Source organism: Pseudarthrobacter sp. PvP090 (assembly GCF_040547365.1).
In the GTDB taxonomy this organism is placed as follows: domain Bacteria; phylum Actinomycetota; class Actinomycetes; order Actinomycetales; family Micrococcaceae; genus Arthrobacter.
In genome coordinates this window covers 77,068-89,315 of the sequence record NZ_JBEPPO010000017.1, presented here as the reverse complement: position 1 = coordinate 89,315, position 12,248 = coordinate 77,068, and the positions used below count along the sequence as shown (strand labels likewise).

Annotated in this window: 14 protein-coding genes; 11 read left to right on the top strand and 3 right to left on the bottom strand. The window is 70.4% G+C overall.

Annotation, left to right across the window (positions count from 1 at the left end):
* The first annotated feature begins 142 nt into the window (after positions 1–142).
* The 4 genes from ABIC21_RS18095 (at position 143) to ABIC21_RS18080 (ending at position 3,721) form a co-directional block, all read left to right on the top strand.
* Positions 143–1,486, top strand: coding sequence for a M16 family metallopeptidase (locus tag ABIC21_RS18095; RefSeq protein WP_354351758.1), 1,344 nt, complete (start codon positions 143–145; stop codon positions 1,484–1,486).
* Positions 1,487–1,638: 152 nt separating this feature from the next.
* Complete coding sequence (locus tag ABIC21_RS18090; RefSeq protein ID WP_354351757.1) at positions 1,639–2,124, top strand: DUF1579 family protein; 486 nt, start codon at positions 1,639–1,641, stop codon at positions 2,122–2,124.
* 296 nt (positions 2,125–2,420) lie between these two features.
* Positions 2,421–2,960, top strand: coding sequence for an amidohydrolase family protein (locus tag ABIC21_RS18085; RefSeq protein WP_354351765.1), 540 nt, complete (start codon positions 2,421–2,423; stop codon positions 2,958–2,960).
* Positions 2,957–3,721 carry an SDR family oxidoreductase gene (locus ABIC21_RS18080; RefSeq protein WP_354351756.1) on the top strand — a complete coding sequence of 255 codons (765 nt, stop codon included), beginning with the start codon at positions 2,957–2,959 and terminating at the stop codon, positions 3,719–3,721. Before ABIC21_RS18085 ends, ABIC21_RS18080 begins: the two co-directional genes overlap by 4 nt.
* A gap of 60 nt (positions 3,722–3,781) precedes the next feature.
* Here ABIC21_RS18080 and ABIC21_RS18075 read toward each other — a convergent pair whose 3' ends face one another.
* A complete protein-coding gene (locus ABIC21_RS18075) occupies positions 3,782–4,063 on the bottom strand; it encodes a hypothetical protein (protein WP_354351755.1) in 282 nt (93 codons plus the stop codon).
* A 133-nt stretch (positions 4,064–4,196) separates the two neighbouring features.
* Here ABIC21_RS18075 and ABIC21_RS18070 point away from each other — a divergent pair, with 133 nt between their 5' ends.
* Positions 4,197–5,318 carry a helix-turn-helix transcriptional regulator gene (locus tag ABIC21_RS18070; RefSeq protein ID WP_354351754.1) on the top strand — a complete coding sequence of 374 codons (1,122 nt, stop codon included), beginning with the start codon at positions 4,197–4,199 and terminating at the stop codon, positions 5,316–5,318.
* Here the strand turns inward: ABIC21_RS18070 and ABIC21_RS18065 are convergent.
* Positions 5,315–5,581 (bottom strand): MoaD/ThiS family protein, encoded by a 267-nt coding sequence (locus ABIC21_RS18065; RefSeq protein ID WP_354351753.1) that lies wholly within the window; start codon positions 5,579–5,581, stop codon positions 5,315–5,317. The two genes, ABIC21_RS18070 and ABIC21_RS18065, sit on opposite strands and share 4 nt — an antisense overlap.
* Before the next feature lie 7 nt (positions 5,582–5,588).
* The gene (gene moaA, locus ABIC21_RS18060) at positions 5,589–6,725 is read right to left on the bottom strand and encodes a GTP 3',8-cyclase MoaA (RefSeq protein WP_354351752.1); all 1,137 of its coding nucleotides are present in this window, start codon (positions 6,723–6,725) and stop codon (positions 5,589–5,591) included.
* Between the two features lie 260 nt (positions 6,726–6,985).
* Between moaA and ABIC21_RS18055 the strand changes: the two genes are divergently transcribed.
* The 6 genes from ABIC21_RS18055 (at position 6,986) to dapB (ending at position 12,244) form a co-directional block, all read left to right on the top strand.
* Positions 6,986–8,605, top strand: a complete 1,620-nt coding sequence (locus ABIC21_RS18055; protein ID WP_354351764.1) for a molybdopterin-dependent oxidoreductase — start codon at positions 6,986–6,988, stop codon at positions 8,603–8,605.
* A gap of 76 nt (positions 8,606–8,681) precedes the next feature.
* Positions 8,682–9,905: a molybdopterin molybdotransferase MoeA gene (locus tag ABIC21_RS18050; RefSeq protein WP_354351751.1), complete on the top strand. Its 1,224-nt coding sequence runs from the start codon at positions 8,682–8,684 to the stop codon at positions 9,903–9,905.
* Positions 9,893–10,396 (top strand): cyclic pyranopterin monophosphate synthase MoaC, encoded by a 504-nt coding sequence (gene moaC / locus ABIC21_RS18045; protein WP_354351750.1) that lies wholly within the window; start codon positions 9,893–9,895, stop codon positions 10,394–10,396. The genes ABIC21_RS18050 and moaC overlap by 13 nt, the downstream gene beginning before the upstream one ends.
* A complete protein-coding gene (locus ABIC21_RS18040) occupies positions 10,393–10,905 on the top strand; it encodes a MogA/MoaB family molybdenum cofactor biosynthesis protein (protein ID WP_354351749.1) in 513 nt (170 codons plus the stop codon). Before moaC ends, ABIC21_RS18040 begins: the two co-directional genes overlap by 4 nt.
* Positions 10,895–11,386 (top strand): molybdenum cofactor biosynthesis protein MoaE, encoded by a 492-nt coding sequence (locus ABIC21_RS18035; protein WP_354351748.1) that lies wholly within the window; start codon positions 10,895–10,897, stop codon positions 11,384–11,386. The genes ABIC21_RS18040 and ABIC21_RS18035 overlap by 11 nt, the downstream gene beginning before the upstream one ends.
* A 99-nt stretch (positions 11,387–11,485) precedes the next feature.
* Positions 11,486–12,244 carry a 4-hydroxy-tetrahydrodipicolinate reductase gene (gene dapB, locus ABIC21_RS18030; RefSeq protein ID WP_354351747.1) on the top strand — a complete coding sequence of 253 codons (759 nt, stop codon included), beginning with the start codon at positions 11,486–11,488 and terminating at the stop codon, positions 12,242–12,244.
* Positions 12,245–12,248: the final 4 nt, after the last annotated feature.

Genomic DNA, 12,248 nt, shown 5'->3' with positions numbered 1-12,248 from the left:
CCCTGCGGGTGGCGCCCCCGTGGGCGCGGTTGTTTGCCTGACGTAATTCGGGGGGGGGGGGGGGGGGGCCCCCCCCCCCCCCCGCCGCCATTTAAAGGTACGATGGCAGGCAGATTTGGCATGTGATTACTGAAAGGCCTTGATGACTGTCGTCCCCCTGCCGCTTGAGCAGAACCAGCACGCTGACACCCTGATCCACGGAGCCGACGGCGGTTCCGAGGTGCGCCGTTCGGTCCTGCCTGGCGGCGTCCGCGTGCTCACCGAAGCGATGCCGGGCCAGCGCTCGGCCACCATCGGCTTCTGGGTCGCCGTGGGATCCCGTGACGAGGCGCCCGGGCAGCACGGCTCCACGCATTTCCTGGAGCACCTCCTGTTCAAAGGCACCAGGCGGCGCACCGCCCTCGAGATCGCCTCGGCCTTCGACGAGGTCGGCGGGGAATCCAACGCCGCCACGGCGAAGGAAAGCACCTGCTACTTCGCCCGGGTGCTGGACACCGACCTTCCCATGGCGATCGACGTCATCGCCGACATGATCACCGGCGCCGTGCTGGACCCGCAGGAGATGGAGCAGGAACGCGACGTCATCCTCGAGGAAATCGCGATGGACAGCGACGACCCCACCGACGTCGCCCACGAACACTTCGTCGCCGCGGTGCTGGGCACCCACCCGCTGGGCCGCCCGATCGGCGGGACCCCGGATGCCATCCGCGCCGTCGCCCGCGATTCCGTCTGGGACCACTACCGCCGCTACTACCGTCCGGACGAGCTCGTCATCACCGCCGCCGGGGGACTGGACCACGACGTCGTCTGCGGCCTCGTCGTCGATGCCCTGCACGCCGCCGGCTGGAGCCTTGAGCCCGACGCGGCCCCCGTGCAGCGACGCTCCACCGACCGCGCCTCCATCACCGGCACCGCCGGCCTGCACGTCGTCAAGCGCCCGGTGGAGCAGGCCAACATCATCATGGGCTGCCCCACCATCGTCGCCACCGACGACCGCCGCTTCGTCATGAGCGTGCTCAACGCCGTGCTCGGCGGCGGCATGTCGTCCCGCCTGTTCCAGGAGGTCCGCGAAAAGCGCGGGCTCGTGTACTCGACCTACTCCTTCGCCTCCTCCTACGCCGACGCCGGCTACTTCGGCATGTATGCCGGCTGCACGCCGTCGAAGGTCAGGCAGGTCCTTGAACTGCTCGGCGCCGAACTCGACAAGCTGGCCGGCGGCGGCATCTCCGAGGAGGAACTCCGCAAGGCCGTCGGGCAGCTCTGCGGCGGAATCGTGCTGGCCCTGGAGGACACCGGCTCCCGGATGTCCCGCCTGGGCCGCGCCGAACTCGTCTCGGGCGAATACCAGGACATCGACGAGACCCTGCGCCAGATCAAGGCCGTCACCGCCGCCGAGGTCCAGGAGCTCGCCCGCGAACTCGCCGCCGCGCCGCGGACTGTCACGGTGGTGGGCCCCTTCGAGGAATCCGAGACCTTCGGCCTCTGACGTCCGCCGAGGCGGCCGGGACCGGCCCCGCAGGACGCTGAGCTGGGCCTGCACCGGCCAGGGCGGCGGGTTCGCACCTAGACACGGCAGGCGGCGCCGCGTGATGATGGGGACTGGGTCATTCGGGAGGACCCCGTCCCTGGAAGGAAATCATGGACCGGCCGCTGCCAGGCAGTGCACACGAGGCGCTCGAGACGTTCCTGGGGCACTGGACCGGCACCACGCAGTGGGAGGCAACGCCCTGGGGGCCCGCCCGGGTTGCGACCGTTGAACTGACCTTCGCCCGCGCAGCCGCCGGGCTGGCCGTCACCCACAGTTACCGGCACACGGACACCGACGGCACCCGCTTCGAAGGTCACGGGGTCTTCACCATGGACCCGGACCGCCCGGACACCCTCTGGTACCACGTCAACAGCATGGGGCTGCCCCCGGAAGCGCCCGCGCGCGCCAGTTGGCAGGAGGGCACCCTCACCATGGAACGGCGCAGCGAGCGCGGCACCTCCCGGCATACCTTCCGGGTGGACGACGGCGTGCTGACCCACACTGCCGGTCTCCGGCTGGGGTCCGCGAGCGAATTCACGCCGTTTATGACCACGGTCTGCCGCCGCGTGGCCCAGGATGCCGCCGTCCCCGCCTGACGCTCCCGCGGTTGATGTGACGGACGGTCGGGCGTTCCCTCACCTGATCTGATGGACGGTCGGACGCTCCCACACCTGATCTGATGGACGGTCGTACGCTCCCTCAGTTAAGGCGATTGGGGCGACGCCCTGCGCCCAAACCGTTGCCATAACGTTGCAAAGCCGCCCTTGAAATCCGTTGACACGCTGTGAGCCGCATCATAGATTTGCCGTAATCTGAATCACCTTTCAGGTTCAGCGCAGTTTTCTCACATCTCTCGCCCAGATTCCGCGGACTTCGGGGTCAGGGGCTTCAAATTCCACCCCAATCTGCAGGGCTTCTTCCCGAACGATCCCATGGCCTACCCGCTCTACAGGCCATAGAGCAGCTGGGCGTTCCGGCACTTTTCCACACGGGGCAGAGCGGGATCGGCTCCGGCATGCCAGGCTCGGGAGGCATCAGGCTCAAATACTCCAACCCGATCGTGCTGGACGACGTGGCTGTGGACTTCCCGGACCTGAAGATCATCATGGCCCACCCCTCCTTCCCCTGGCAGGACGAGGCGCTGGCGGTCGCGGCCCGGCACACCAACGTCTACATCGACCTCTCCGGATGGTCGCCGAAGTACTTCCCGCCGCAGCTGGTGCAGTATGCCAACACGCTGCTGCGCACCAAGGTCCTCTTCGGGTCCGACTATCCGATGATCCCGCCGGACCGCTGGATCGCCGACTTTGAGAAACTTGCCATAAAATCCGAGGTCCGGCCGCTCATCATGCGCGAAAACGCTTTTCGGCTGCTCGGACTCTACGGCGCCGACGCTGCCAAGACCACCACCACGGAAGGAAACCGGTCATGACCACCCAGCGCGTGCTCATCACTGCAGGCGCCGGAGGGATTGGCCGGGCCATCGCCGAGGCCTACGTCGACGCCGGCGCGAAGGTGCACATCGCGGATGTGGACGCTGAAGCCCTCGGCCGGATCCTGGCCGAGCACGACGGCGTGAGCGGCACCGCGGGCGACATCAGCAAAGCCGACGACGTTGCGCGCATCATCGCCGATGCCAAGGAACATCTGGGCGGGCTGGATGTGCTGGTCAACAACGCCGGGATCTCCGGCCCCACGGCCCCGGTCGAGGACTTTCCCGCCGAGGCCTGGGACAGCGTGATCTCCGTGAACCTGAACGGAACGTTCAACGTCACCCAGCAGGCCATCCCGCTGCTCAAGGAATCCGCCGCGGGAGCCATCGTGGTGATGTCTTCCCTCGCCGGCAGGTTCGACTATCCCAACCGTGCCGCCTACTCCACCACTAAATGGGGGCTGGTGGGATTCACCAAGACCCTCGCCCTGGAGCTGGGCGAGTTCGGAATCACGGCGAACTCGGTCCATCCCGGCGCCGTGGACGGCCCCCGTTTCCGCAGCGTCATCGCCGACAGGGCAGAACTCTCCGGACGGACAGCGGCCGAGGAACTTGAGGATGCCCTGGCACTCCAATCCGTGAAGAGACTGGTCGACCCGGCCGATATCGCCGCCCTGGTGCTGTTCCTCACCGGCCCGCACGGACGTTCCATCTCCGGGCAGATGATCCCCATCGACGGAGATTCCAAGGCCGCGTCGTAGACGCCGCGGGTGGGGAAATGGCCCGCGTCAGCAGCCACCACCGCACCGCAGGTTTCTGGCCTACGGCACCGACTCCAGGATCCGGGTCTTCGGGGCACCCATGAGCGCGGGGGCAGCAGCGGAGGAATTCCAGACCTTCGCCTGAAGGTTGGCCAGGAGCGCTTCCGCCTGGCCACGCCCCTCGAAATCGAGTTCGACCACCACATAGTGCGGATCGTCCACCGGACGGCTGATCCGGTGCGCGGTGACCCCCGACGCCGCACGGTTCACCGGATCGCGGTCGAACGCCGCCTTCCACATGCCAACATCTTTGATCCCGTGCTCTATCTGCAAGGTGTACATCGCACTCGGTCCTTCCTTTCTTCCCTGATCTGCCGGCTCCCTGCCGGATCCCTGTCTGCAGGGATATTCCACGCTAGGCGCGACCGGGAGGCATGCGGTATCCCAGAAATCTGGTGGGGGGCATACTGAATTCATGACCACCAGCTGGGCGCTGAACCGGAGTCTGGAACGCATCGGGCAGCTCTGCCGGGAGATGCCCGATGACAAGGAACTGCGCCGGGGAGTGTTGGCGGAACTGGGTAGGACGGTGCCGTTCAGCGCGTTTGCCTGGCCGTTGTCGGACCCCGAATCGGCCACCGGCACGTCACCGATGGCCCGGATTCCCTGCCCGGAAGAGCTGCCGGCGCTGATCCGGCTCAAGTACCTGACGCACGAGGGCCGGTGGACGGCCCTGATGGGGCAGGCCCGGCCGGCCACGACCCTGCTGATGGCGACCGGCGGCCGTCCGGAGCGCAGTCCCCTGTGGAACGGGCTGCTGGTCCGCTACGGGGTGACGGACGTGCTCTCCACGGTGTTCGCTGACAAACATGGCTGCTGGGGCTGGCTGGACCTGTGGCGGTCCGCGGAGGACGGCACCTTCTCGGAGCCGGAGACCGACTATCTCGCCACTGCGGCGCCGCTGCTGGCTGCCGGCCTCCGCCGGAGCCGGGCGGCGCAGTGCCGCCGGGAGGCGGAAGGGAGCGGTCCCTCGTGGCAGGCCGTGCGGAAGCCCCTGCCGCCCCAGGCGGTGCTGACCCTGGACGAGGGGCTGGCCGTCGTGGGACAGACGGCCTCGGCCAGCGACTGGCTGGGGCTGCTGCAGCGCGGGCCCCGGCCGTATGAGGGCATTCCGGCGGAGGTGCTCAACGTCGCCGCCCAGCTGCTGGCGAGGGAAGCCGGGGTGGACTCCCACCCGGCCATGGCGCGTGTCCCCGTCGGCCTCGGCGCCTGGGCGCTGCTGCGCGCCACCCGTATGGACGCCGGGCGGCCGGGGGCATCCCCTCCGCTCGCGGTGACCATCCAGGAATGCCCGGCGGTGGAGAGGCTGGAGGTGTTCGCCCGCTGCTTTGCCCTGACCCCGCAGCAGCACCGGCTCCTGGGCCTCGCCGCGGCCGGACTGAACACCGCGGAGCTCGCAGCAACCCTGCGGATCCGCCCCTACACCGTGCAGGACCAGTTCAAGCCCATCTTTGCCGCCTGCGGCGTCCGGAGCCGGAGTGCGCTGCTGGGTCTGGCTCTTGGCACCGCGACGGTGCCGGCGGATGCCGGCGCCTAGCCGCCGGCGAACGGCGGCAGCACGTCGACGACGTCGTCCGGCAACAGCTGCGTTGCACGGTTCCGTACGGCTACCTCGTTGAGCAGGAAGCTGCTCCGGGACAGCAGGCGCGCCAGCGGCGGCGTTCCGGCCGGGGGCTCCGGGCGCTCGACGGCGAGGATCGCCTCCAGGAGCGAGGCAACGGTGGCCTCTGCGGGGAGCTCAAAGCGTTCCTCCTCGACGCCGGCGGCAGCGCGCGCGGCAGCGAAATAACGTACTTTCACGGGTGGTTCAGCCTCCGATGGCGCTCATGCTGCGGTCCGGCTGGACGAAGTCCGGGGCGTCCAGTCCGACGTGGTCCATGCCGTGGGCCTTGGGCTTGATCCACATGGCGTCCTGCCAGCGTTCGGCAAGTTGTTCGTCGCTGGCGCCCTCGCGGAGCAGCCCAAGCAGGTCGACCTCCTCGCGGGAGAACAGGCAGCTCATGATCTTGCCCTCGGCCGTGATGCGGGTGCGGCGGCAATCGGAGCAGAACGGTTCGGTCACGGAGGCGATGATCCCCACGGTGCCCAGCACGGGGCCGGTCGCCCCGGCCGTGCCGGGCACGCGGGCCCGGACCTCGAAGCGTTCCGCCGGCGCGCCGTCGCGGTCCCGCGGATCGGCGCTGAGCACGTAGTCGACCGAGAGCAGCTCACGGATCTCGGCGGCGGTGATCATGTTCCGGCGAGTCCAGCCGTGGTCGGCGTCGAGCGGCATTTGCTCGATGAAGCGCAGCTCGTAACCGCGGTCCAGCGCCCAGGCCAGCAGGGACGGGGACTCGGCGTCGTTGATGCCGCGCATCAGCACGGCGTTGAGTTTCACGGGGCCCAGTCCGGCGGCCCAGGCGGCGTCGACGCCGGCCAGGACCTTGTTCAGGAAGGGGCGGCGGGTCAGCTGGGTGAACGTTTCCTCATGGAGGGAGTCCAGCGAGACGTTGATCCGGGACAGCCCGGCGGCTTTGAGCCCGGCGGCTTTCTTGTCCAGCCCGACGGCGTTGGTGGTCATGGAGATCGGCAGGTCGGGGTGGGCCCGGCGGAGCGCCGCAATGATATCCAGCAGGTCGGCCCGGACCAGCGGTTCGCCGCCGGTGAGCCGCAGTTCGCGCACGCCGAGCATGTCGACGCCGATCCGGACGATCCGCACAATTTCCTCCGCGGACATCACGGCCTGCTTGGACAGCCACTCCAGGCCCTCGGCGGGCATGCAGTAGGTGCAGCGCAGATTGCACTTATCCGTCAGGGAAAGCCGCATGTCCGTGGCACGGCGGCCGTAGCGGTCGACAAGGCCGGCAGGCATTCCGGCCGGGCGCCCGGCCGGCTGCGGGCCGGAGGTGCCCGCGCCGGAACTGTCCTCCGCGCGGGGCTGGGGCATACCAAGCTGAACACTCATAAAGTCAGGCTACGCCACCTCGGCGCCGGCATCACTCCTGTTGAGCGCAGTATTGCTTCGCGGGGTACCCTCCGAGGTCCCGCCGCCGTTGGTCCTGCGGGCGGTCCCGCCGCCGTTGGTCCTGCGGGCGGTCCCGCCGCCGGTCATGCATTGGTCATACGGGCGGGACGGCGCGAACCTATGCTGGAGGAGTGAACACCTCCCAGCACGGGCAGCCGGGCACACTTCCCACCCCCGGCCCGCGACCCGCTGGGCCGGGGATGACCGGCCGGCAGGCGACCGGCTGGGCGGCCGCCGCCGGTGTCGTGGCCGTCGGTACGGGGCTGGCCCTGGGGGAGCTTGCGGCGGGACTCGTGAGCCCCTCGCTCTCCCCGGTGACCGCCGTCGGCGGCGCCGTGATCGATGCGGTCCCGCCGGGCGTGAAGGACTGGGCCATTTCGCTGTTCGGCACGGCGGACAAGACCGCACTGCTGGGCGGCATGGGGCTCCTCATCGCCGCGCTGGCTGCCCTGTCCGGCATCGTGGAACTGCGGCGCCGCTTCGCCGGGGTGGCCGTCATTGCCGTCTTCGGCGCGGCGGGACTGGCGGCCGTCCTGGGCCGGTCCGAACTGACCGGGAACGCGATCGCGGCCCCGCTGCTCGCCGCCGCCGTGGGCATGATCCTGCTGCGCTGGCTGATCCGCCGGCTGGGGGAGTGGCAGACCGACGCCGGATCTAACGCCGGACCTGACGCCGGATCTAACACCGGACCTGACGCCGGACCCGATGCCGGGCCGCCGCCCGGGGGAACGGATCCCGCGGCACAGCCTCCATCGCGCCGCCGTTTCCTCCAGGCGCTCGGCGGGACGGCCGCCGCCGCCGCGGCCGCCGGTGTGCTCGCGGCGACGTTCCGGGGAGCCGCCGCCGTCGTGAACGAAGTGCGCAGCAAACTCACGCTCCCCGTCCCGGCGTCGCCGGCACCGCCGATCCCAGCCGGAGCCGAGGTCCGGCTGGACGGGGTGGGCCCGCTGGTGACCCCCAACAAGGACTTCTACCGGATCGACACCGCCCTGCGCGTCCCGGTGGTGGACCCGGGCCAGTGGACCCTAAAGGTCACCGGCCGCGTGGAGAAGGAGATCTCCCTGGACTTCGCCGCGCTGCTGGCCAAACCCCTGATCGAACGGCACGTGACCATCGCCTGCGTCTCCAACGAGGTGGGCGGGGACCTGATCGGCAACGCCCGCTGGCTCGGCTGGCCCGTCCGGGAACTGCTGGCCCTCGCCGGGCCGAAGGACGGCGCGGACATGGTCCTGTCCCGCAGCGCGGACGGCTGGACCGCCGGCACCCCGCTGGAGGTCCTGACGGACAACCGGGACGCGCTCCTGGCCATCGGGATGAACGGCGAACCGCTGCCGCTGGAACACGGCTTCCCGGTCCGGCTGGTCGTCCCCGGCCTCTACGGCTACGTCTCGGCGACCAAGTGGGTCACCGAGCTCAAGGTGACGCGCTTCGCCGACGACGCCGGCTACTGGACGCCCCGTGGCTGGAGCGAGCGGGGCCCCATCAAGACCTCCTCCCGGATCGACGTGCCCCGGGCCGGCCGCCCGGTGAGCGCCGGGACAGTGGCTTTCGGCGGGGTCGCCTGGGCCCAGCACACCGGGATCGGCCGGGTGGAGCTCCGTGTCAACCGCGGCGCGTGGCAGGAGGCCCAGCTGGCCCCCGGGATCTCCCGGGACACCTGGTACCAGTGGAAACTGGAGCTGCCGCTGACTCCCGGCCAGTACGAGGTCCAGGTCCGCGCCACGGACCTCAACGGCGACGCGCAGGTGGAGGAGCGCGCCCCGGTGGTGCCCAACGGGGCCACCGGCTATCACACAGTTAGAGTTGACGTGAAGTCCTAACCGCCCGGCCACCGCCGGTCCAGGGAGCCGGACCGGCGAGCCACGCCTATGGCTCACGACGAGGGGTCACCAACGCATGCACCGCACCCAGACAGGGCACGTCACCGTGGAAGCGCACCGCGAGTCCGTCCGCCGGCTGCTCGCCCCGCTCCGCAACCCGGACCGGATTGAACTGCTCCCGCTCCTGGCCGCACTGGGCCGGGGACTCGCCGCGGACGTCGTGGCGCCGCTGGACCTGCCCCCGTTCGCGAATTCGCAGATGGACGGCTTCGCTGTCCGCAGCGCCGACGTGCCCGACGGCGGCACCGAACTGCGCGTTGCCGCCCCCGTGCCCGCCGGTGCCGCACCCCCTGAACTGGCCCCCGGGACAGCCGCCCCGATCATGACCGGCGCCATGCTGCCGCCCGGCGCGGACGCCGTCGTGCCGATCGAACAGGCTCTTCCCGCGGTCTTCCCCGCGCCCGGTGTGCCGGCCACAGTCCGGCTCCCCGCCGTCCCGGCCAGGAACTTCATCCGCGACGCGGGCAGCGACATCCGCACCGGGGAGCTGGCACTGGCCGCCGGAACTTGCCTGGGACCCGGGCAGCTGGGACTCCTGGCCGCGCTGGGAATCACCGAGGTCCCGGTCTACCGGGTGCTGCGGATCCTGCTGGCCACCACCGGCGACGAGGTCGTGGAGCCGGGGAGCCCCCTGGGGCCTGGCAAGATCTACGACTCCAACGCCACGCTGCTGGAGTCCTCCATGCGCCAGGCCGGCCTCCACGTCACCCGGACCGGGATATCCACCGACCGCCCGGAGGAACTCGCCGGGCTGCTGCGCCGGCACGCGGCGGACGCGGACCTCATCGTCACCACCGGCGGTGTCAGCAAGGGCGCGTACGAGGTGGTCCGGCAGGCGATGGAGGGCCACGACGTCGACTTCTTCGGCGTCGCGATGCAGCCTGGCGGCCCGCAGGGGATCGGAACCTTCGACGGCGTCCCCGTCCTCGGCTTCCCGGGGAACCCCGTGAGTTGCCTCGTCTCCTTCGAGATGTTCCTCCGGCCCGCGCTCGGCGACCTCTTCGGCTCGCCGGCGCCGCGTCCGGTGGTCAGGGCGCGGCTGGCCGGGGCGCTGGCGTCCCCGGCCGGCAAACACCAGGTACGGCGCGGCACCGTCCTTCCCGACGGCACTGTCCGGCTGGAGGGCGGTGCCGGCTCCCACCTCGTCAGCGCCCTGGCGCACTCCAACGCCCTGATCCAGGTCCCGGAAGGAATTGCCGCGCTCGCCGATGGCGCTGAGGTGGAAGTATGGGTGCTGTGAACGAAGATAACCCCGCAACCGGAACCCCCGGCCTGACCCACCTCCGGCAGGACGGCACGGCCCACATGGTCGACGTGTCCAACAAGGCGGAGAGCACCCGCGAGGCCACCGCCACCGCCACCGTCCGCAGCACCGCCGAGGTCCTGGCCATGCTCGGCGCAGGGGACCTGCCCAAGGGCGATGCCCTCGCCGTCGCCCGGGTCGCTGGCATTATGGCCGCCAAAAAGACCGCGGAGCTGATCCCGCTGTGCCACCCGCTGCCGATCGCGAAGGTCACGGTCGACTTCGAGCTCGATACGGACACGGTCACCGTCTTCGCCACGGTCAAGACCCGCGGGCTCACCGGCGTCGAGATGGAAGCCCTGACCGCGGCCTCGGTGGCCGCGCTCAGCGTGTACGACATGATTAAGGCCGTGGACAAACACGCGGTGCTGACCGACATCAAGGTGCTGGCCAAAAGCGGCGGCAAGAGCGGGGACTGGACAATATGAGCATGCCCGAACCACACCGGCACGGCGAAGCCACCGGCCGGAAGGCCGGCGTCGTGATTGCCTCCACCCGGGCCGCGGCCGGCATCTATGAGGACCTGACCGGACCCGTGATCATCGACTGGCTCACCGAACACGGCTTCGAAACCTACCCGGCCCTCGTGGTCCCGGATGGCGAGGCCGTGGGCGCCGCCCTGCGCGCGCTCCTGACCCAGGCGCCGGCCGTCATCATCACCAGCGGCGGCACCGGCCTCAGCCCCACCGACGCCACCCCGGAACAAACCCTGCCCCTGCTGGACCGGGAGATCCCGGGCATCATGGAAGGCATCCGCGGGGCCGGGGCCGCCAAGACGCCGCTCGCGATGCTCAGCCGCGGCCACGCCGGCGCCGCCGGCCAGACCTTCATCGTCAACCTCCCCGGATCCCCGAAAGGCGTGATGGACGGCCTCAGCGTGCTGGACCCCATCCTCGGGCACCTCTGCGACCAGCTGGAAGGCAGCCATGGCCACTGACTCAACCTTCGACGTGGTGAACGCGGTGCTCAGCGCCGACCCCATTTCCGTGGACCAGGCCATCGCCGCGGTCGAATCGGACACCGCGGGCGCCGTGGTCAGCTTCAGCGGCGTGGTCCGGAACCACGACGGCGGCAAACCGGTCCAGCGGCTCAGCTACAGCGCGCACCCGACGGCGCACCAGGTGATGGCCGACGTCGTCGCGCAGCTCGTCGCCGAACAGGCTGCCGCAGGATCCGGCGGGACGGCCGGCGACACCGGCGGTGCGCCGGCCCAGCCGGTGCGGATCTGGGTGGCGCACCGGATCGGGATGCTGGAGATCGGTGACCCGGCCCTGGTCTGCGCCGTCTCCGCCGCGCACCGCGGCCAGGCCTTCGCGGTGTGCTCGGAACTCGTGGACCGGGTCAAGGCCCAGGTGCCGATCTGGAAGGAACAGTTCTTCACCGACGGCACGGTCGAGTGGGTCGGCGCGGACGCCTAGTCCGGGCCCGGAACGGGAGGATCAGCGCCGGCCTGCGGGGCCTGTAACGCGGGGCCGCCGGTTCAGGCGCGCACCCGCCCCGGCGGTAGGGTTGATGGCATGACCGAACAACTCGCAGTCGCCGTGCTGGGCGCGAACGGGCGCATGGGCGCCGAAGCGGTGGCCGCCGTCGAGGCCGCCGCGGACCTGAAACTCGTCGCCGCGCTGGGCCGGAACGACTCCCTGGAAACCCTCGTCGACGCCGGAGCCCGGATCGTGGTGGACCTGACGGTCCCCGAGAGCACCGAGGCGAACGTCCGCTTCGCCGTCGAGCACGGCATGCACGCCGTCGTGGGGACCACCGGCTGGGACGCGGGGAAGCTGGGCCGGCTCGAGGAGCTCCTGGCCGGCCAGGCCGGCGTCGGAGTCCTGATCGCGCCGAACTTCGCGCTCGGTTCCGTCCTGGCCTCCGCCTTCGCGGCCAAGGCCTCACGCTATTTCGAATCGGTGGAAATCATCGAACTGCACCACCCGGAGAAGGTGGACGCCCCGTCCGGAACGGCCGTGCGCACAGCGCAGCTGATCTCCGCCGAACGCGCAGCCGCCGGCCTCCCGGCCAGCCCCGATGCCACCACGAGTGAGCTGGCCGGCGCGCGCGGCTGCGAGGTCGACGGCGTCCGGGTCCACAGCGTCCGGCTCCGCGGACTCGTGGCGCACCAGGAAGTCCTGCTGGGCGGTCCGGGGGAGCAGCTGACCCTCCGGCACGACTCCTTCGACCGTGCCTCGTTTATGCCCGGCGTCCTGCTGGGTGTGCGCAACATTGCCTCCCATCCGGGCCTCACCGTGGGCCTGGACGGCTACCTGGACCTGGGGCTGTAAGCGC